Source organism: Acetobacter malorum (assembly GCF_001580615.1).
Classification (GTDB): domain Bacteria; phylum Pseudomonadota; class Alphaproteobacteria; order Acetobacterales; family Acetobacteraceae; genus Acetobacter; species Acetobacter malorum.
This window is the reverse complement of record NZ_LHZC01000052.1, coordinates 89,743-109,998: the sequence shown is the minus strand read 5'-3', so window position 1 is coordinate 109,998 and position 20,256 is coordinate 89,743. Positions and strand designations below refer to the sequence as shown.

Sequence of the window (20,256 nt, the reverse complement as noted above, 5' to 3'; positions counted from 1 at the left end):
TGCAACGCTCTTGCCGCCTCGCCACATCTTAGCCAGACTAGTGCTATCTTATGCAAACCAGTGCATCAGGCTGGCAGCACATGCCGCAGGCAGGGAAAAGAGACGATGACCAACGAGGAACGCGACCTCATTGCGAAATTTGTAGCCAGAGTGGGCGGTGCGTCCCAGTCCGGTTTTGGAAGCGTGCCCAGCACGAAGCCTAATCTGCCGCCGATAGACCCGGATGCGGATAAATTCCTGGCGCAGGAATTCCAGCAATACCCGGAAGCCCGCTATCGTATTACGCAGATGGCGGTGGTGCAGGAAATGGCACTGGTTGAAGCGCAGAACCGTATTCAGCAGCTCCAGTTCCAGCTTCAGCAAGCCCAGCAGGCCTTGCAGCAGGCTCAGTCTCAGGCGCAGCAGAAACCTGCTGGTGGCGGTGGTTTTCTGGGTGGCCTGTTTGGGGGCGGTCAGCGTGGTCCGCAGGCTCAGCCGCAACAGTCCGCACCTCCGGGCTGGGGTGGTCGTCCTGCTGCCATGCCGCCGCAATACCAGCCGCAGCCGCTGCCTTATGGGGCGCAGCCGGGTATGTTCCGCAGTGGTTCGGGCTTTCTGGGGTCCGCACTTTCAACCGCAACGGGTGTCGCCGGGGGCATGCTGGCAGCCAACGCGCTGACAGATCTGTTCAGTGGTCATCATGGTGGCGGGGCTGATAGCGGATGGGGCGCAGGCCAGCCGAGCGAGACCGTGATCAACAACAATTATGGGGATGGTGCCGGGGTAGACCCGTTTGCCGGAGCCGGAACCTCTGCTGATCAGGGTTTTGATGCCGGAAGCAATGACTGGGGCGGCGATGCTGGTGGAGACGCTGGCGGTGGTGACTGGGGTGGCGATCAGGAGTTCTGAGACTGACCCAAAGGGGGCGGCTTTGGTCGCCCCTTTTTTTGTTCAGGATGTTGGGTCGGTTTCGGTCCCGGTTGTTGGAGCCATGGAGCGCACCAGCTCCAGCACGCGTTTGCGGACGATGGCGTCGGGAATGCGGTAATAGGCGCGGATCAGTTCAATGGTTTCCTTGCGGGAAAACAGAGAAGCTTCCTGATCTGAGAAAACAGAGTCTGTTCCGGTCTGGAATGGAGTTTCAAAAGGCTTCCGGGTTTGTGACAACCCACTATGCAAAGTGGATTTGGGTTTAGGCCCGGGGAGCTGGTCAGACGCAGGCATATCGTCAAAAAAAAAGCTGATCGGCACATCCAGAGCGGCGGCCAGATCATAAAGACGGGAAGCACCGACCCGATTGGTGCCGCGTTCATACTTCTGCACTTGCTGAAACGTAATGCCGAGAGCCTCCCCCAGTTTTTCCTGAGATAGTCCCAAAAGCGTGCGTCGCAGCCGGATACGACGTCCGACATGCATGTCAACCAAACCTGCCCGTGGGGTAGAGGTCTTTTGGGCAGGGAAAAGGGAGGCTGTTTCTGTCACGCAGTTTCTCACCAAAGAAATGAGAGCTTTTTATAAACCAGTTGGTAACGGTTTATAAACCATTTATTAAAGATTTCAGGGCTGCTCATGTAACCATTGTCAAATTTCAAAAATATATTTTTGGTACTGAATAATATAAAAAATCAGAAGAGTAATAACAGGCCGTATGTTTGGAAAATTCAATCATCAATGCATTGTTCTTGAAAGGATTTACAGAGTGATGATTAGCGCATGAAGGCAAACGGCAAAAGAAATTTTGTCTGAAAATTGGCTTAAAGCTAAAGAAATATTTATTTTATCTCACTTACATTTTCAGCTTTCGCCGTGGGCGGATCAAAGCCGCAAGAAAAGCAGCAAGGCTCAACAGAGCAGGAAGGCTGCGGCCATACTGTGCGAACAGGGGAGTGGGGAGTGCTGCGGGCAGAGGTACAACCAGTGTGCCGGTTTTCCCCCAGCCAAGGCGCGCGAGTTCATGCCCAAAGCCATCATAGGCAATGGAAATACCGGTATTGGCGGCGCGGGCGATGGGGAGTCCTTCTTCCACAGCGCGTAGCCGGACGGATGAAAGATGCTGGCGGGGGCCTGCGCTGTCTCCAAACCAGCCGTCGTTTGTCACATTGGCCAGCCAGCGGGGGCGGTCATGTTCGTCTATGGTCAGGCCGGAGAAAATCACTTCATAACAGACCAGTGGCCCCACGGCGGGGATGCCCGGCAGGTGCCATGTCTGTGCGCCGGGGCCAGCCGCCATGCCGCCTTGCGGGACAATTTGCAGCGGGATGAACGGTGGCTGGTATTCGCCAAACGGCACCAGCCGGGCCTTGTCATAAAAGGCGGCAATATCGCCATTGGGCGTTAGGGCCAGAACCGAATTCCGGTAGCGTCCGTCTTCCCCTACACGCAGAGCGCCAATCAGTCCGGCATCCGCACCCGGTGCCCATTCCATAATAATCTGGCGGGCACGCGGACTGTCCTGCAACAGACTGGAACCGGGGAAGGAGGTTTCCGGCCATAAAAAGACGATTGGGCGGGTAATGGCATCAGGAAAAGCGGGGTGAGGGCGCTGGTCGCGCGCCTGCAGCACGCCATCTGCCGTCAGATGTAGGTAGCGCATGAAAATATCACGCGGGTTCAGGTGCCCGACTTTTTCCGTCTCCGGCACATTGCCCTGCACCAGCACGGTAATAGGCCCCGGCTCTCCCGCAGGATGCACAGTTTTCAGGCGCACCATGCTGGCTGTCAGGCTAATGGTAATAATAAGGGCCGCACAGGCTGCGACCCGGATGCGGTCGGCCCGGCGCGGGAAAAGCTGGCAGGGGCGACCAGCGCGGGCGCGGAAGGCATCCTGCAACGCTTCGCCGCCAAACAGTGCACCGAGAACGACAAAAAAGGTCAGGCCATCCACGCCAATCCACGCAGCGGGCTGAATGAACACATCCCCCACTGTTCCGGGGATTGCGAGACTGCTGCCCAGTGGATTCCACGTAAACCCGCTGAACAGGAAGACGCGCCCCATATCAAACAGGGTCCAGCTTGCCGCAAAGGCCAGAATGCGACGGGGGCCCGCCGGGGCCAGACGGCACAGCGCCGCCGGGGCAGCAACCATTGGGGCCAGAATCAGCGCGCAGCCCAGAGAGGGAAATGGCACAAACCACCAGAACTCTTCTGCGCGGATCATGACCGCATTGACCAGCCAGTAGAGGTTGGCAGCGTAGAAGCCGAACCCGAACAAAGCACCAGCCCAGGCGGCGTTTTTCCAGTGTGGAGCCCGATTAAGCACCCGGCCCAGAGCAGGAAAGGTGATGAGCAGAATGGGCAGGAAATGGACCGGCGGCAGGGCAAGTGCCGATAGCACGCCCATGCCCAGCATCAGGCCAGCCTGACGCCATCGGGCTATCCGGTTTTGCCGTCGCTCTTTCAGGGCTTCGTCAGAGGCACGGGTTTTAGAGGTGCGCCAGAACGCCAGTCGGCTCAGCACGGTGCGGGAGAGCCGGGCAAGAGAAGAGCAGGAAACGCCGGGTCAGGCTGAAAACGCTGCTCAGTCGAGCGCATCGCGCAGGCGGCGTTCATAATGGCGGTAATATTTATCTGCCAGCAGTTCACTTTTCACCAGAACGGCAACGTCTGTTGTGTTGAACTGGGGATCAATCACCGCGCCATCACCCACATAACCGCCAAGACGCAGATAGCCTTTGATGAGCGGCGGCAGGCGCGCCAGACTCTTACGGAAGTCGATGGAATGCGGATCTACCCGCAGCATGTCCACGCGCCGTTCCGGCAGGGCTTTGACCCGCAGGGCCGGGGGTGCCAGATGGTTGTGGTAGAGATAGGTCAGCTCGTTCGCAATGGCGTCCGGGTTTGTGCCCGGCAGGCTTGCGCAGCCGAACAGAACGTCAATGCGATGCAGGAAAATGTAGGACGCAATGCCGCGCCACAACAACTGCATGGCGGCCCGGCCACGATAGTCCTTGTCCACGCAGGAACGACCGACTTCCAGCAGACGCCCCGGAAATTCTGTCAGGGGAGAAATATCGTATTCGCTGGCGGAGTAGAACCGACCGATCTTTGCAGCCGCATCGCCCTGCACAAGGCGGTAGGTGCCCACCACGCCACGCGCATCGGAGGCAATGGCGTGGTCAATCACCAGCAGGTGGTCGGCTACGGCATCAAACTCATCAATATCGCGCTTCAGGCGCAGGGTTTCTGCGTCCGGGTGCGCGCCCATTTCTTCATAGAACACGCGGTAACGCAGGGCCTGGGCGGCATCGCGCTCATCATCGGTGGAGGCAATCCGCACACTCAGGTTGCCGCCCCGGAGTTCAGGAAAGCCCTTGCGTTCCAGATCCAGCGTGGAAAGAGAGCCTGCCGGCAGTTGGTCCGCGCTCATGAGGCTGCTCCTTTGCGTTTTGCGGTCTGGGCCGTTTTGCCTGCCTGCTGGGTCTGCGGGCGCTTTTTGCCAAACAGTTCAAGGCGCATGGACACAAAATCAAACCCCAGCCGTTCTGCAACGCGGCGCATCAGCTCTTCATGCTCAGGGTCTTCAAACTCAATCACCTTACCATTATCAACATCAATCAGATGGTAATGGTGGCGGCCATGTTCGGTGGCTTCATAGCGGGCGCGTCCGCCGCCAAAGTCCCGCCGTTCCAGAATGCCTTTTTCTTCCAGAAGGCGCACGGTGCGATAGACCGTGGCCACGGAAATGCGGGAATCCAGCGCTGAGGCGCGGCGGTAGAGTTCTTCTACATCGGGATGGTCATCAGCGTCCGACAGAACGCGTGCAATGACACGGCGCTGCCCCGTCATTTTCAGGCCATGTTCGATGCACAGCTGCGCAATCCGCGATTCTGTCGACTGTGATTTCAAGGGTGCAAATCCTGCTTGTTACCACCTGCATTCATGAAACATCAGGTAGCCGAAAAGGGGGGAGGTTGTCCAATTTTACACACACGCAGAGGTTTTTTAAGCTCTGATTTCAAATGGTTTCTGCCACCAGCGCTGTGGCCCCGAGGAGAACGCTTCATGAAAAACTCAGCAGACCCGTCTCATCCTGAAACGCTCATGCTCGATATCACGCATGAAAAATGCCCGATGACATTTGTGCGCACCCGCCTCGCGCTGGACGCTATGCCGCCGGGCGGCCTGCTTGCTGTGCGGCTGAAGGGCGAGGAACCCCACAAAAATGTCCGCCGGTCTGTGCTCGCACTTGGGCATTCTGTGCTGTCCGAGCAGACGGAAGCAGATGGGAGCGTGGTGCTGACGATCCAGAAAAAAGACCCCACACCGGCAGGCTGAACACAGCCGCCAATGCGAGGTCTGATAACGGTCCCGGGGCCTGAGACTTAGTTGTTCATGGCCTCGAAGAAGTCGTTGTTGGATTTGCTGTATTTGAGCTTGTCCAGCAGGAAGTCCATGGCGTCCATCGTGCCCATGGGGGCCAGAATACGGCGCAGCACCCACATTTTGGACAGGGTGGCGCGGTCCACCAGCATTTCTTCCTTACGCGTGCCGCTCTTGGTGATGTCAATCGCGGGGAAGGTGCGCTTGTCAGCCAGTTTACGGTCAAGGATCAGCTCGGAGTTACCCGTGCCCTTGAACTCTTCAAAGATCACTTCATCCATGCGGCTGCCGGTATCAATCAGCGCTGTGGCGATAATGGTCAGAGAGCCGCCTTCTTCAATGTTACGGGCCGCACCGAAGAAGCGCTTGGGGCGCTGCAGCGCGTTGGCGTCCACACCACCGGTCAGCACCTTGCCGGATGACGGCACAACGGTGTTGTAGGCGCGGGCCAGACGGGTGATGGAATCCAGCAGGATGACCACATCGCGCTTGTGTTCCACCAGACGCTTGGCTTTTTCCAGCACCATTTCCGTCACCTGCACGTGGCGGTGGGCCGGTTCATCAAAGGTGGAGGAAATCACTTCACCGCGCACCGAGCGGGCCATGTCGGTCACTTCTTCCGGGCGCTCATCAATGAGCAGCACGATCAGGAAGCATTCCGGGTGGTTGGCGGAAATGGAGGAGGCAATGCTCTGCAGCATGACCGTCTTACCGGTGCGCGGCGGGGCCACAATCAATGCACGCTGGCCCATACCGATGGGGGCTACCAGATCAATCACGCGGGGCGTGAAATCCTGCGTGCTTTTGCCTTTTTTGCCCTTGGTCTCGCTCACCGGCGGGGCAGCGCTTTCCACTTCCATCTGCAGGCGGCGCTCAGGGTAGAGCGGGGTAAGGTTATCAAAATTGATGCGGTGCCGGACGGCTTCAGGCGCTTCAAAATTGATGCTGTTGATTTTCAGAAGCGAGAAATAGCGTTCGCCATCCCGCGGGGCGCGGATCTGCCCTTCAACCGTATCACCCGTGCGCAGCGCAAAGCGGCGTACCTGAGCGGGGGAGATATAAATATCATCCGGACCGGGGAGGTAGTTTGATTCGGGAGAGCGGAGGTAACCGAACCCGTCATGCAGGATCTCGAGTGTGCCATCACCGTAGATCGCCTGGTCGTTATCGGCCAGCGCCTTGAGAATGGCGAACATCATGTCCTGCTTGCGCAGGGATGATGCGTTTTCAATATTCAGGTCTTCGGCACAGGCCAGAAGATCGGCCGGAGATTTGGCCTTGAGTTCCGCAAGATGCATTTAGGAATGCCCTGACTGGCAGTAGTTCAGAAATGGGGAGGTCCGGATCAGTCTTGCGCAAAGCCCGAAAACACGGCGTGTCACAGCAGAGGTGCGCCACGGCGGCCCGGATAGCAGGATGATCCTGACATGAGGGAAAGCACTGGACAGGTGAAGTCAGCCAGTTCTGGAGGCGGAGAATAAATCCGCAAGTCTGGTTCGTCAACCAGACTTTACAGGCGCTTAGGGCGCTGGCGCAGGTGTGATGGCCGCCTGCCATGTGTCCCGGCTCAGCCAGTATTGCGAGACGGAGGTATCGGGCGAGATAAAGTTTGTCACCTGAGACCAGAGCTGGCTCGGTTTGGGGCGGGAAGTCAGCGCGCCCGACAGCAGCGTGGCGGAGCAGGGGCCATCCAGCAGGATATCCCGGTCAGAGAGCGTCACTTTCAGGTGGCAATGGCTCAGCTGTGCGGACGTGGTGGGTATGAGGGTGCCACTCACCGGCCCGGCATCCACGGGCCGCATGGCGGAATCCAGCCGCATCATTTCACCCGCTACGGTGCCCGGGCCTGTCTGATGCAGGCCGACCAGAATGCGGCGGGTGTGTGCGGAGGACAGTCCGCCATAGCGCAGCGGTTCTGCGATCAGCTGGTTGAAGATTGCCTGATAGCCAGCCTGACTGATGGCCGGATTTGTCTTGGTCCCGGCGGCGTGTCCGGTCTGGGTGGCGGCAAGGCTGAGCAGGCAGGCTGCACCTGCAGGCACTAAACCACGCAGGCGGGAAAACAGGGTGCGATGTATCATTTAATGCCTCCAAGCCAACCTTTGCGCCAGAACCACAGGAGCGGCAACCCGACGGAGGCCGCCATAAGCCCCAGTGAATACCAATAGCCAAAGGACCAGTTAAGTTCCGGAATATCCTTGAAGTTCATGCCATAGACCCCGGCAATCAGGGTGGGGGCCACGCCGATAAAGCTGACAACGGTCAGCACCTTCATCACGCCATTCTGTTCAATACTGATAAAGCCCAACGTGGCATCCAGCAGAAATTCCACCTTGCTGGCGGCCTGAGACACGTAATCACTCAGGGAGGAGAGATCGCGGTTGGCCGTTGCCATGCGGGACCGGAGCGCGCCGGACAGCGCATAAGGCGCATTTTCGGTCGGGATGGTGGTGACACCTGCCTCAAAACGGCGGGACGTAATGGGCAGGCCAGAGGCCGGGGCCATGGCGTCCTTTTTACTTTCACTCAGAAAGATGGTGATGCGCTCCAGCCCTAGCAGGGAGTCCCGCACGCGGGAGCAGAGGTCGCCCGAACTGCCGACACGTTCCAGCAATTCGCGTTGCCATGCCGCGACGCTGCGCACCTTGGGCATGTTCTGCCGCCGTTTGAAAATGTCCTTGGAAAGCTTGTCCAGCAACATGCCGACACTTTCCAGAATATCAGCCAGCCGGTCCACAATGGTTTCAATAAGTGCCACCAGCACCTCGCCGGGGCCAATGGGGGCTGGCACCAGAGTCTGTGCCTGCCCGCTGGCGTCTGCGGCATCGCTTTCTTTCTGCTCCGGCGTGAGAACCATGCTGGGGGCCGGCGTGGTGGCTGGCGCGGGCGGCAGGGTGTGCTCGGCCACAAGCTGCGCCACATTCTCAAAGGAAGGGTAGGGCTGATAGCGAATGGTGACGAGCCGTTCCGCCGTGAGCACAAACCCAACCGGGAAGGCCTCGAATTCCAGCCCCGTTTTTTTGAGCAGAGGAGTGGAGAGGAAGGCTGCCCCATTGCGTACGCTGATGCGTGAGGAGCTTTCAATCTCGTTCAGGTCATCCAGTGTGGGGAGGGGCTGGCCGCAGATTTTGGCGGCAAGGTCCTGCTCCTGCGGGGTCGGGTTCAGCAGGTCAATCCATGCTACGCCGTGGGCGTCGGCCTCACTCTCAATCGCCCGTGCGGGGGCACCGGGCTTGTGGGCCAGAAACATGAAATTCTCCTCGGGCGTATCGTTTTGTCACTCTTGCGAACCGCTGACACACGGGCGCAGGAAATATGACCAGACCGGCGGGCAGTGACAAGTGACAGTCCTGAATAGCGGAAAAGCCTCGTTCCACCTTCCCGCCCGGCTGTGATTTAAGCGCGCGGCGTACGGTCCCACGGCCAGCGGAAGGGTATGCGTTTCCACCGTCGCCCCGCAAAGCGAAGAATGGCCGCCCCACCAAGGACGACCGGCACCCATGGCAAGGCACCAAATACAAATCGGATGACGTCAGCAAGGCTGCTAATAAAGAGAGAGCCGGATTGCGCCAGTGCATCGCGGATCGGGCTTGCAGGCTTCGTCTGCTTCTCCGGCGCGATACTCTGGAAAGCGATGAAGAGGCTTTCCGTATCAATCCGGGTATTCATGTCGCGCAGGCTGGTGGCGGTGTTGTCAATTTCGGCCTGCGTGTGGGCCAGTTCGCGCTCAATCTGGATCAGGTCAGCAGCCTTGGTGTCCGGTCTTTTGCTGAGTTCTGTCAGCCGGGTACGGTAATTCTCAAGCTCGGCATTGCGGGTGGTGGCGTCCGCAACGGGCTGAGACAGATCCTCTGCCCGTGTAGACTGGCGGATAGCCTGCACATCGCCCGGTTTGTCGCCCGCCAGCGGGTGCAGTGCACGGGCGATGAAGACGGACACCTGATCATGAGGCAGCCTCACCTCGACATGCGCTATGGGCGATTGATCGTCAGCACCATCATGTTCAATGAGGGCTGAAAGCAGGAGGCAATGCAGCGTCTGGTCGTGCAGGCAGGCATCCCTGAGATCGGCATAATGCTTATCGAAAGATCCCAGCGGCACCCGAACCGTCATGCTGTGGCTGTAAGCCAGACTGGCCTGCTGCGTGGCTGCGGAGCCCGCACCGCCTGCAGGGCTGGGTGGCGGAGCCGGTGAGGCAACCATGAGTTCGGGTTGGTTGTGGTGCTTTTCTTCCTTGCACGCGCTCAGGGCGAGGAGAGCCACGCAGAGCGGCAGGACGGCGCGTGAAGGGTGTCGGGCCAAAAACAAACCGGACGTTTTGAGCGGATTATATGGCATGGAATGAGGACACTTTGCTGAAATTCGGAGGGTTTGAGCTCAAATAAGGCCCTCCATTCTTGTCGTGGTGTTCTGGAATATGCAAGCAGCCAGCGTGATGCGGACCGGGTGAAATTTAGACTCCGTGCCCTCTGTGCAAGTGCGTTCGGCTTCTGGTAAGCCAGATGCCTGCTTTTTAGGGCAGGGCGACCCGGCACATCACGCAAAAATCAGGAGCGGCAGAACCACCCATGGCGGACCCGGCAGAACAGCACAGCACAGCAGCACAGCCCAATTCTCTTCGGCACGGACCAGATGAGCGTGGCCACTTTGGCGGCCGTTACGGTGGCCGGTTTGTGGCGGAAACCCTCATGCCCCTGTTGCTGGAACTGAACGCGGCGTATGACGCCGCCAAGGCAGACCCGGCTTTTCAGAAGGAGCTGGACTTCTATCTGCGTGATTATGTTGGTCGCCCCAGCCCGCTCTGGTTTGCCCGCCGCATGACGGAAGAACTGGGCGGCGCGAAAATTTACATGAAGCGCGAAGAGCTGAATCATACCGGCTCCCACAAGCTCAATAACGTCATGGGGCAGATCCTGCTGGCCCGCCGTATGGGGCGCACCCGTATTGTGGCGGAAACCGGAGCCGGACAGCATGGCGTGGCGACAGCCACGGTCTGTGCGCTGTTTGGCATGCAATGCGTGATTTACATGGGCGCTACGGATGTTGAGCGGCAGAAGCCCAACGTCTTCCGCATGCGTCTGCTGGGTGCTGAGGTTGTGCCGGTGACCGCCGGGGCGGGCACCCTCAAAGACGCCATGAATGAAGCCATGCGCGACTGGGTAGCCAATATTGCGGATACCTATTTTCTGGTGGGTACGGTTGCTGGTCCGCACCCCTATCCAGCCATGGTGCGTGATTTCCAGAGCGTGATTGGCGAGGAAACCAAAGAGCAGATGCAGGCGCAGGAAGGCCGCCTGCCGGATGTGATTGTTGCGGCCATTGGCGGCGGCTCCAACGCCATGGGGATTTTCCATCCGTTTCTGGATGACGCCTCTGTGCGGCTGATTGGCGTGGAAGCGGCTGGTCATGGTCTGGATAGCGGCAAGACGGCAGCGTCCATTGAGCGCGGTCGCCCCGGTGTGCTGCATGGCAACCGCACCTATCTGCTGCAAAATGCCGATGGCCAGATTGACGAGGCGCATTCCATCAGCGCCGGTCTGGATTATCCGGGTGTTGGGCCAGAACATTCCTGGCTGAGCGATATCGGCCGCGCGGAATATGTGGGGGCCACGGATGATGAGGCTCTGAAAGCCTTCCAGCTTTGCACCCGCACGGAGGGGATTATTCCCGCGCTGGAATCCGCGCACGCCATTGCCTACGCCGCTAAAATTGCGCCCACCTTGCCGAAAGAGACTCTGCTGGTCGTCAATATTTCAGGCCGTGGGGATAAAGATATTTTCACCGTCGCTGAGCATCTGGGAGTGAAGCTGTGAGCCGTATTGCCGCCCGTTTCAAAACACTGGCCACACAGGGTCGCGGTGCGCTCATCCCGTATCTGGAAGCGTTCGACCCGGATCTGGAAACCTCTCTGGCACTGCTGAAGGCCATGCCTGCCGCCGGGGCGGATCTGATTGAAGTCGGCATGCCGTTTTCTGATCCCTCCGCCGATGGTCCGGTCATCCAGTTGGCCGCCCGTCGTGGGCTGAAGGCCGGGGCTACGGTGGCTGGTGTGCTGAAAATGATAGCCGCCTTCCGTGAGCAGGATCAGGAAACGCCCATCATTCTGATGGGCTATCTCAACCCTGTGGAAGCGTACGGCCATGCCCGTTTCTGCACAGATGCCGCCAAAGCCGGGGTGGACGGCCTGATTCTGGTCGATCTGCCGCCGGAAGAAGCGGATATTCTGGAACAGCCCGCGCAGGATGCCGGTCTGGATATCATCCGTCTGGTGGCCCCCACCACGTCGGATGAGCGTCTGCGTTACGTGCTCTCGCACGCATCCGGTTTTGTTTATTACGTGAGCATCACCGGTATTACCGGCACGCGCACGGCCAGTGCTGAAGCGTTGCAGGAAGCCCTTCCGCGCCTCCGCGCTGCAACGGATTTGCCCGTTGCCATTGGCTTTGGTATCCGCACGCCGGAACAGGCCGCGACGGCAGCAGGGATTGCAGATGGGGCCGTAGTGGCCTCCGCGCTGCTCTCCACGCTGGCGGATACGCTGGACGCGGATGGCAAGGCGACCGACCAGACCCTGCCGCGTGTGCTGAACCAGATTAAAGACCTCGCCACTGCTGTGCGTGCCGGGGAGAAAAAGGCGGGATGATGCGTCATCCTGCTCTGCGTTCTGCCCCACAGGCATGACCAACCCGTTTCGTGTTGTCATCATCGGCGGCGGCCCAGCAGGACTGGCCGCCGCCGAGGTTCTTTCTGCCGCAGGCTGCGCCGTGCAGGTTGTGGAGGCTATGCCCAGCCTTGGCCGCAAATTTCTGATGGCCGGACGCGGCGGCCTGAACATCACCCATTCCGAACCCCCGGAAAAATTTCTGACCCGTTATGCAGAGGCCGCGCCCAGGCTTGCGCCTTTTCTGGCGGCATGGAGCACGGAGCAGATCCGGCAGTGGATGGACGGGCTGGGGCAGGAGAGCTTTGTCGGCTCGTCAGGCCGTATTTTCCCCCGCGCGATGAAGGCCTCGCCTTTGCTGCGAGCCTGGCTGGCCCGGTTGCGGGCGCAGGGTGTCACTCTGCACACCCGCACCCGCTGGACGGGGTGGGATGCTGCGGGGCACCTGACGTTTTCGCAGTCTCATGTCAATGTTCAGCCGCAGTCCGAGGCGGCAGTGTCCGGGCCGCAGACGCCGCAGGGCGTGTCCACGTCTGCCAGTTTGGGCTACACGGAAAAATCGGGGGCATCGCCTCAGGCTGGCCCCCTACAAGAACCTGATGTCCCGCTGTTTTCTCAACCCGATGCCGTCATTCTGGCGCTCGGCGGGGCAAGCTGGCCGCGTCTGGGAAGTGATGGTGGCTGGGTTTCGCCGCTGGAACAACGCGGCGTTGCCGTGTCTGCTCTGCGTCCTGCCAACTGCGGGTTTCAGGTCGCATGGTCAGAGGCTGTGAGGGAACGGTTTGCCGGAACGCCGCTCAAGCCCGTGGCTTTGACTTTTGAGGGCCGAACCGTGCGTGGGGAACTGGTCGTGACGGAAACCGGGCTGGAAGGCGGCGCGCTTTACGCATTGTCTGCGCCCTTGCGGGAGCATCTGGCTCAGCATGGCACGGCGGACCTCCTGTGTGACCTGCGGCCCGATCTCTCTGTTGAAGAATTGACGAAGCGGCTGTTAGCTGTGCGCCCGCGGGAGAGCCTGTCCAACAAACTGCGCAAAGCTCTGCGCCTGCCGCCTGTTGCGGTCGCCCTGTTGCGGGAGGCTGACCCTGTGCCGACCTCCACATCTGCTCTGGCGGCTCGGTTGAAGGCGTTGCCGGTGCGGCTGACAGGGCCGGAACCGCTGGCCCGCGCCATTTCCACTGCTGGCGGCATTGAGCAAAGCGCCTGTGATGAACGGCTGATGCTGCGCGCACTCCCCGGTGTTTTTGTAGCCGGAGAAATGCTGGATTGGGAGGCCCCAACCGGGGGCTATCTGCTGCACGCATGCCTTGCAACCGGACGCGGTGCGGCAGAAGGGGCGCTTGCATGGTTGCGGGACACCCATCCGGAGCGGTATCGGATGCCCCTATGAGCAGCAACATGATCGTGATGGGTGATGTGCCGGGGGGTGGCCCGGCACGCATGGACCTTGCCGAACTTCTGGCCACCCGGCTTCTGGTGCAGGGTAATTCCGGGTCTGGGAAATCGCACCTGCTACGCCGTCTGCTGGAGCAGTCGGCTCGCATGGTGCAACAGGCGATTATTGACCCGGAAGGCGATTTTGTCAGTCTGGCGGAAAAATTCGGTCATCTGGTGATTGATGGAGCCGAATGCTCAGACATGGCCCTGCATGCCGCCGGGGAGCGGATGCGCATGCACCGGGCCTCTGTGGTGCTTAATCTGGAAGGTCTGGATGCGGACCAGCAGATGAAGTGGGCCGCAGCCTTTCTGGGCGGCATGTTCGAGGCCCCACGAGAATACTGGTATCCCGTGCTGGTCGTGGTGGATGAGGCCCAGTTGTTTGCGCCTGCTGCTGCCGGTGAGGTCTCGGATGAAGCGCGTCGCGCCTCGTTGGGGGCCATGACCAATCTGATGTGTCGTGGCCGTAAACGTGGCCTTGCTGGTATTATCGCCACGCAGCGTCTGGCCAAGCTGGCCAAAAACGTGGCGGCGGAAGCCTCCAACTTCCTGATGGGCCGGACCTTTCTGGATATCGACATGGCCCGCGCGGCAGACCTGCTGGGCATGGAGCGCCGACAGGCCGAAGCCTTTCGCGATCTGGCGCGTGGCACCTTTGTAGCCCTTGGCCCGGCCATGTGCCGCAGGCCGACGCCGGTGCGGATTGGCACGGTGGAGACGGAAAGCCGCTCTGCCGGACCAGTGCTGACGCCGTTCGAGCCGCCCTCTGCCCCGGTGCATGATTTGATTCTGGCCCCCGTGCCGGTCTCAGACTTCGTGGCGCGTCCCAGAAAAGCGCCTGCCACGCCGCCGCCCGATCTGCTGACCCAGCTTGCCGCCCACGGGGAGGCGCAGGCTGCTGCCTCGCAGGAAGAGCAACAGCAGGAAGAGCCGCCGGAAGATCAGGCCGAACGTGAAGCCCGCATGAACGCCATCCTGCGCGATATGCTGACGGATGATGAAACCTCCTTCCGCGCCTCTGCCGTGCTGTATCAGGATTTTCTGGTGCGCTGCCGTATCGCCGGGTTGGGCCGTAATGCGCTGGACCTTAAGGCGTTCAATCGCGCTCTGGCCACGGCCCGGAGTGGCGTGAGTGAGGATATGTCAGCCTCCCCCGACTGGCAGCAGGCGGAGGGGCTGGCCAACGCCCTGCCGGAAGATCTGCAATCCGTTTTCCTGTTTCTGGCCCGCGCCGCCATTGGCCGCCTGCCGTGCCCATCGGACGCGGAAATTGCGCGTGTGTATGGCACCGTCTCGCAAGGCCGTGCCCGCCGACTGGTGGAATGGCTGGAAGACCAGAACATCATCGTTCTACGGGCCGATGGCATGGGCCGGAGGGTCATTACGGTCATTGGTCCGGGCTGGGAGACGCTGCCCGGTGTCCCGCAGGGGTGAGAACCGTTAAAAAAGTGCAGGTTTGCGGGCATGACGGGCGCGGCCTGCGGTGCTATAGGCCGAAGCATGACGGATGACCCGCCCTTTAGCCCGGCTTTGCTCCCGGCTGGCTTTGTAGACCTCCTGACCCCCGATGCCCGGACTGAGGCAGAAGGGGTTGCGACACTTATGGGCGTGTTCGCCTCGCACGGGTACGACCGTGTGCGGCCGCCGCTTATGGAGTTTGAAGACACATTGCTGGCAGGGTCCGGCGCGACTCTGGCAGACCAGAGCTTCCGCGTAATGGACCCGGATACCCGCAAGATGATGGTCCTGCGGCCTGACATCACCCCCCAGATTGCCCGTATGGCGGCGACTCGGCTTGGCGCTGCGGCGCGGCCCCTGCGCGTGTCCTATGCCGGGGCGTGCGTGGTGGTGATGCCTGCGGCGGCGGAAGAAAGCGGGCGGCAGATCATGCAGGCCGGGATCGAGCTGATCGGCCCGGATAGCCCGCAGGCGGATGCAGAAGTGATGTCCGTGGGTGCGGAAGCGCTGGCCCAGCTGGGTGTGCCGGAGGTCTCGTTTGACCTCACCATGCCGCCGCTGGTGCCCGCTCTGCTGGAAGAAGCCAATATTTCCGCCAGTGTCCGTCCCGTTCTGATGCGCGCGCTGGACCGCAAGGATGCGGCGGCTGTTGCGGAACTGGGTGGAACGCTGTCTGACACGCTGATTGCCCTGCTGCGCGCGGCTGGCCCTGCTGAACAGGCGCTTGAACAGCTTGCTCATATCAGCCTGCCGCCACGGGCCCGCGCCTTTAGTGAGCGTCTTGCGGCAACGGTCGCGGCCCTGCGTAAAGCTAACCCTGCCCTGCGGCTGACGGTTGATCCGGTCGAATTCCGGGGTTGGAAATATCATACCGGTGTGTGCGTGACGGTGTTTGCCGTGGGCCGTGCGGAAGAACTCGGGCGCGGTGGCCGTTATCTCTCCAGTGATAATGAACCGGCTTGTGGCCTGACCTTCCGGCCGGATGTGCTGTTCCGCACCATTCCGCCCGCGCAGGCCCGCCAGCGCATTTATCTTGCCCCCGATGCGGACGCACAGGTTGCGGCCCGTCTGCGGGCCGAAGGGCATGCCACGCTGGCCGCCCTGCCATCCGGCCCCCCCCACCTTACAGGCCCGGAGCATGACCGGGCCGAGGCGCTGCGTTTGGGGTGCAGCCACATTCTTTCCGGTGCAACGTGCACAAAGCTTGACTGACCCCTTGCGGCGGAGGGGCGGGTTGGCCTCTCGGCAGGGTTTTAAGGCAGATTTTCCAGGAGCAGACCGTTTATGTCCAACGTCACGGTGATCGGCGCCCAGTGGGGCGATGAAGGCAAAGGTAAGATTGTAGACTGGCTGGCCAGCCGGGCAGACATTGTTGTGCGCTTTCAGGGCGGCCACAATGCCGGGCACACGCTGGTTGTCGGCAATCAGGTTTACAAGCTTTCTCTGCTGCCCTCTGGCGTGGTGAGCGGCAAGCTGGGCATTATCGGCAACGGCGTGGTGGTCGACCCGCAGGCTCTGCTGGCGGAAATTGGCCGCATTCAGGAACAGGGTCTGAAAGTGACCCCGGACACCCTGAAAATTGCAGAAAACGCTCCCCTGATCCTGCCGGTGCATGGCGCGCTGGACCGTGCGCGTGAAGCTGCCCGTGGCGATCGCAAAATTGGCACCACAGGCCGCGGCATCGGCCCTGCGTATGAAGACAAGGTGGCCCGCCGCGCTATCCGCCTGTGTGATCTGGCCGAGCCGGAAACGCTGGACTGGAAGCTGGACGAGCTGCTGCTGCACCACAACACGCTGCTGGCCGGTCTGGGTGCGGACACGTTCAAGAAGGAAGACCTGCTGGCCTTCCTGACGGATATCGCCCCCAAGGTTCTGCCGTTCATGGCCCCGACATGGGACATTCTGGACGATGCCCGTCGCGGTGGCCGCCGTATCCTGTTTGAAGGCGCTCAGGCCGTCATGCTGGATGTGGACCACGGGACGTATCCGTTCGTCACCAGCTCCAACACGGTTGCGGCTAACGCAGGCACCGGTGCTGGCATGGGTCCGAACGCTGCCGGGTTCGTGCTGGGTATTGCCAAAGCCTATTGCACCCGCGTGGGTGAGGGGCCGTTCCCGACCGAACTGTTTGACGATATTGGCCGCAAGATTGGCGAACGCGGGCATGAATTTGGCACCGTGACCGGTCGCCCGCGCCGCTGTGGCTGGTTTGACGCCATTCTGGTGCGTCACGCTGTGCGCGTGGGTGGCGTCAATGGTCTGGCGCTGACCAAGCTGGACGTGCTGGACGGTCTGGATGAAATCTGCGTTTGCGTAGGGTATGAGCTGGACGGCGAAAAGACCGACCGGTTCCCGTCCTCTCCGGCGGCACAGGCTCGTATCAAGCCGATTTTTGAAACCATGGAAGGCTGGAAAGAAACCACGCACGGCGCACGCCGCTGGGCGGACCTTCCGGCGCAGGCCATCAAATATGTGCGGCGCATTGAAGAGCTGGTTGGCGCACCCGTCACCCTGCTGTCCACCAGTCCGGACCGTGATGACACCATCCTGATGCGCGACCCGTTTGAAGACTGATTAAACACCAGCCGTTAGACGGCATTGAGACCCGCTGCATGGTTCAGAAAGCTTCTCAGGAAGCCTTTCCGGGCCATAAGGCGGGTCTTTTTGTTTTTATACTCCGTCTGTTCGGTCGGGCTGCATGATGGCGATGCAGGCGCGTCTCCTCCTGCGTGACCACTCGGTAAAAATGGTCACGATCCCAGGAGGAACACAGATGAGATTTTTTGGGCTGTGGCCCGAACGTGCGGGTTAGCGGCTCAGCGGATTCTGCTGCATGGCCGTGGCGGTGTCGCCTTCGGCAAACACGCCAAAAACACCGGCGGCAGGATACAGCGCACGAATACGCTCCTTCTGCGCCTTGTTTTCCAGCGTGGTGCAGATCCCTTCCAGCATGCCCAGTTCAAGCAGCCCGCGTTCGGAAAAGGAACGGGAGATCTGACTCTGGAGCGTTTGGAAGCGCGTTTTCAGGGAGTGGTGAAAGCTTCTGCAGGTTTGGGGCAGAAGAGAGCGAAAAATACTCATGCGAGCGTTTCCTGGAGGTGCATCCGGCACAATTGCCAGCTCAGCTCCTGAGCGCTCCATAATCCAGAATTCTGGCCTTTGCATAGATGGATTTTGCAAGCCAGAGGAGCTTTCCCAACAAGGGTCGTAAAGTGTGTAACTTTTATGACACCGGTTGTTTTTTCTGTAGCCTCCTGCTTATCCTTCCCCGCAAATCGCTATGGGGTGTTTATGACACACAACGCAAGCATTCTCGTTGTCGAGGATGACCCGGCACTCTCCCGTCTGATCTGCTACAATCTGGAAAAGCAGGGCTATGATGTGCGTCTGGCAGGAGACGGCCATACGGCTCTGGACCAGATCAGCCGCCGCATCCCTGATCTGGTTTTGCTGGACTGGATGCTGCCGAGCATTTCCGGGCTGGAAGTTTGCCGGCAGTTGAGAGAACAGCCAAAAACAAAATCTATCCCCATCATCATGCTCAGCGCGCGTGGGCAGGAGACTGATAGCGTGCGCGGGCTGGAAATTGGCGCGGATGATTATCTGATCAAGCCCTTTGGCATGGAAACGCTCTTTGCACGCGTTAAGGCCATGCTGCGTCGGCTGCCGCCCTCAGGCAACGTGCTGAAGTTTGACGCCCTCGTGCTGGATCGTGTGGCTCATAAGGTGGAACGCAACGGGCGGCTTCTGCCGCTGGGGCCCACGGAATACCGTCTGCTGGAATTCCTGATGACGCATCCGGGGCAGGTTTTCTCGCGCGAGGAACTGCTGGAACAGGCATGGGAGCGTAGCTCCTGTGTGGAACTGCGCACAGTGGATGTGCATATCAGACGGCTGCGGCAAACGCTGAACGCAGGGGAGGAGAAAGACCTGATCAGAACCGTCCGTGCCCGGGGATATGCACTTGATATGCCGCAGGACTGAAACTGTTCTGGCACGACGGAGTGCCTGATGATGCATGAGGCGCTTATTGCTGTTGCGGGCATACTGGTGGGTAGCGGGCTGACAGCCAGCCTGCTGGTGGCCCGGGTGCGCCCTGAAAAAACAGAGACCTCAAGCTATCATCAGGAAGAAAGCCCTGTTTCTTCCAGAACAGCAGTGCCGGAAGGGGTGGAGCAGGTTATGGCCTGTTTGCCTGCTGCTACGATGGTGCTGGATGGAGAACGGCGGCTGCATTATGCCTCGCCGGAAGCACTCCGGATTTTTGAAGATAATCTGGGAAGCATCAAACGCCATCCGGCCTTTCAGACAGCACTGGACCGGCTGGGTGAAAAAAGTTTCGATGCACCGGTCTGTTCAAAAACAGCCCGCATTGTATTGGATGTCCCTCATCATCGGGTAATCCTCGCCCGCTTTCAGAAGCACGTTTTGCCTGCCACGTTGTTTGTGGGCACCCGAGGGGGAAGTGTCTCGTCTGATCGCTCCCAGCACACGCTGGTTTTTGTGGCGCTGTATGATGAGACGGAAGCAGACAATACCGAGCGCCAGCATACGGACTTTGTGGCCTATGCCAGCCACGAACTGCGTACACCGCTTGCTGCGCTAATGGGGTTTGTGGAAACGCTGCAAGGCCCGGCGGCGGATGATCCGGAAGCCCAGCAGGAGTTTCTCGGCATCATGGCTGCGCAGGGCAAGCGGATGCAGCATTTGCTGGATGATTTGCTTTATCTCTCCCGTGTGCAGCGCGTGGAACATCAGCGCCCGCGTGGGTCTGTGACGATGCAGGACTTGTTTGCCCGCCTGAAGACCGAGTCTCAGGCGTTGTTCCGCCTGAAAAAGGCAAAACTGACGATCCAGTCAGTATCAGATCCAGCCTTATGTGTTGCAGCAGATATCAGTCAGCTTGTGCAGGTTCTGATTAATCTGATCGAAAATGCTTTCAAATACGGCACCCTGCCGGACGCGGAGGGCGCTTCCTCTGCTCTGCAGGTTACGGTGTCCTGCACGGCTGCCTCGCCCGATGCTCGCTGGCCTGCTGTGCCGGGGGTTGTGCTGAGTGTTGCAGATAACGGGCCGGGGATTGCCGCGCGGCATCTGCCGCGGCTGACGGAGCATTTTTATCGCGTGCCCAAAACGGCGGCCACGGTGCAGGGGAGCGGGCTGGGGCTGGCTATTGTCCAGCATGTCGTCACCCGGCATGGGGGGCGTTTTGTGGTGGAAAGCACTGTGGGGAAGGGCACAACCTGTAAAATCTGGCTGCCGTGTGCGGCTTCCGCGGGTGTCATAAAACCTTCATAAAACAGTCTTCAACATGTCATCCCGTGAAAACCGTAAACCCGTTAAGGGTTGTCCCCGACGTGGCGAGTTGCGTCGTTATTTATGATGTCCAGGGATAAAACCGA

General features: G+C 60.1%; 19 protein-coding genes. 10 read left to right on the top strand and 9 right to left on the bottom strand.

What is annotated here, in order from left to right; translation table 11 throughout:
- The first annotated feature begins 105 nt into the window (after positions 1 to 105).
- Positions 106 to 888 carry a DUF2076 domain-containing protein gene (locus AD930_RS10330; protein WP_061506164.1) on the top strand — a complete coding sequence of 261 codons (783 nt, stop codon included), beginning with the start codon at positions 106 to 108 and terminating at the stop codon, positions 886 to 888.
- A gap of 42 nt (positions 889 to 930) precedes the next feature.
- Here the strand turns inward: AD930_RS10330 and AD930_RS10325 are convergent, their stop codons facing one another.
- The 4 genes from AD930_RS10325 to AD930_RS10310 all read right to left on the bottom strand — a co-directional run bounded on the left by AD930_RS10325 (position 931) and on the right by AD930_RS10310 (position 4,764).
- Positions 931 to 1,395 (bottom strand): helix-turn-helix domain-containing protein, encoded by a 465-nt coding sequence (locus AD930_RS10325; protein WP_061506163.1) that lies wholly within the window; start codon positions 1,393 to 1,395, stop codon positions 931 to 933.
- Positions 1,396 to 1,765: 370 nt separating this feature from the next.
- The gene (lnt, locus tag AD930_RS10320) at positions 1,766 to 3,328 is read right to left on the bottom strand and encodes an apolipoprotein N-acyltransferase (protein WP_156476982.1); all 1,563 of its coding nucleotides are present in this window, start codon (positions 3,326 to 3,328) and stop codon (positions 1,766 to 1,768) included.
- A 168-nt stretch (positions 3,329 to 3,496) separates the two neighbouring features.
- On the bottom strand, positions 3,497 to 4,345 hold the full coding sequence (locus AD930_RS10315; protein ID WP_043551268.1) for a GNAT family N-acetyltransferase: 849 nt from the start codon (positions 4,343 to 4,345) through the stop codon (positions 3,497 to 3,499).
- Positions 4,342 to 4,764, bottom strand: coding sequence for a Fur family transcriptional regulator (locus AD930_RS10310; RefSeq protein ID WP_043551396.1), 423 nt, complete (start codon positions 4,762 to 4,764; stop codon positions 4,342 to 4,344). The genes AD930_RS10315 and AD930_RS10310 overlap by 4 nt, the downstream gene beginning before the upstream one ends.
- 216 nt (positions 4,765 to 4,980) lie before the next feature.
- Between AD930_RS10310 and AD930_RS10305 the strand changes: the two genes are divergently transcribed.
- Positions 4,981 to 5,253 (top strand): sulfurtransferase TusA family protein, encoded by a 273-nt coding sequence (locus AD930_RS10305; RefSeq protein WP_061492210.1) that lies wholly within the window; start codon positions 4,981 to 4,983, stop codon positions 5,251 to 5,253.
- A gap of 47 nt (positions 5,254 to 5,300) precedes the next feature.
- Here the strand turns inward: AD930_RS10305 and rho are convergent, their stop codons facing one another.
- The 4 genes from rho to AD930_RS10285 all read right to left on the bottom strand — a co-directional run bounded on the left by rho (position 5,301) and on the right by AD930_RS10285 (position 9,600).
- Positions 5,301 to 6,596 (bottom strand): transcription termination factor Rho, encoded by a 1,296-nt coding sequence (rho, locus tag AD930_RS10300; RefSeq protein ID WP_043551267.1) that lies wholly within the window; start codon positions 6,594 to 6,596, stop codon positions 5,301 to 5,303.
- Between the two features lie 222 nt (positions 6,597 to 6,818).
- Positions 6,819 to 7,379 (bottom strand): hypothetical protein, encoded by a 561-nt coding sequence (locus AD930_RS10295; protein WP_061506161.1) that lies wholly within the window; start codon positions 7,377 to 7,379, stop codon positions 6,819 to 6,821.
- On the bottom strand, positions 7,376 to 8,548 hold the full coding sequence (locus AD930_RS10290) for a magnesium transporter CorA family protein (protein WP_061492208.1): 1,173 nt from the start codon (positions 8,546 to 8,548) through the stop codon (positions 7,376 to 7,378). The genes AD930_RS10295 and AD930_RS10290 overlap by 4 nt, the downstream gene beginning before the upstream one ends.
- Positions 8,549 to 8,694: 146 nt before the next feature.
- Positions 8,695 to 9,600, bottom strand: a complete 906-nt coding sequence (locus AD930_RS10285; RefSeq protein ID WP_167375172.1) for a DUF4349 domain-containing protein — start codon at positions 9,598 to 9,600, stop codon at positions 8,695 to 8,697.
- Positions 9,601 to 9,866: 266 nt separating this feature from the next.
- On the opposite strand from AD930_RS10285, the gene trpB reads away from it, so the two are divergent.
- From trpB to AD930_RS10255, 6 genes are all read left to right on the top strand, one after another.
- On the top strand, positions 9,867 to 11,111 hold the full coding sequence (gene trpB, locus AD930_RS10280; RefSeq protein ID WP_061506159.1) for a tryptophan synthase subunit beta: 1,245 nt from the start codon (positions 9,867 to 9,869) through the stop codon (positions 11,109 to 11,111).
- Positions 11,108 to 11,941 carry a tryptophan synthase subunit alpha gene (gene trpA / locus AD930_RS10275; protein ID WP_061506158.1) on the top strand — a complete coding sequence of 278 codons (834 nt, stop codon included), beginning with the start codon at positions 11,108 to 11,110 and terminating at the stop codon, positions 11,939 to 11,941. Before trpB ends, trpA begins: the two co-directional genes overlap by 4 nt.
- Before the next feature lie 34 nt (positions 11,942 to 11,975).
- The gene (locus AD930_RS10270) at positions 11,976 to 13,349 is read left to right on the top strand and encodes a TIGR03862 family flavoprotein (protein ID WP_061506157.1); all 1,374 of its coding nucleotides are present in this window, start codon (positions 11,976 to 11,978) and stop codon (positions 13,347 to 13,349) included.
- Entirely contained in the window at positions 13,346 to 14,830 is a 1,485-nt protein-coding gene (locus tag AD930_RS10265) for an ATP-binding protein (RefSeq protein WP_061506156.1), read from the top strand. Before AD930_RS10270 ends, AD930_RS10265 begins: the two co-directional genes overlap by 4 nt.
- Before the next feature lie 30 nt (positions 14,831 to 14,860).
- Positions 14,861 to 16,066, top strand: a complete 1,206-nt coding sequence (locus tag AD930_RS10260) for an ATP phosphoribosyltransferase regulatory subunit (protein WP_082781828.1) — start codon at positions 14,861 to 14,863, stop codon at positions 16,064 to 16,066.
- 72 nt (positions 16,067 to 16,138) lie between these two features.
- A complete protein-coding gene (locus tag AD930_RS10255) occupies positions 16,139 to 17,428 on the top strand; it encodes an adenylosuccinate synthase (protein WP_043551258.1) in 1,290 nt (429 codons plus the stop codon).
- Between the two features lie 234 nt (positions 17,429 to 17,662).
- On the opposite strand, the gene AD930_RS10250 is transcribed toward AD930_RS10255, so the two are convergent.
- Positions 17,663 to 17,935 carry a hypothetical protein gene (locus AD930_RS10250; protein ID WP_156476979.1) on the bottom strand — a complete coding sequence of 91 codons (273 nt, stop codon included), beginning with the start codon at positions 17,933 to 17,935 and terminating at the stop codon, positions 17,663 to 17,665.
- A 210-nt stretch (positions 17,936 to 18,145) separates the two neighbouring features.
- Between AD930_RS10250 and phoB the strand changes: the two genes are divergently transcribed.
- Entirely contained in the window at positions 18,146 to 18,838 is a 693-nt protein-coding gene (gene phoB / locus AD930_RS10245; RefSeq protein ID WP_061506201.1) for a phosphate regulon transcriptional regulator PhoB, read from the top strand.
- Positions 18,839 to 18,865: 27 nt separating this feature from the next.
- Positions 18,866 to 20,152: a sensor histidine kinase gene (locus tag AD930_RS10240; RefSeq protein ID WP_061506153.1), complete on the top strand. Its 1,287-nt coding sequence runs from the start codon at positions 18,866 to 18,868 to the stop codon at positions 20,150 to 20,152.
- Positions 20,153 to 20,256 lie beyond the last annotated feature (104 nt).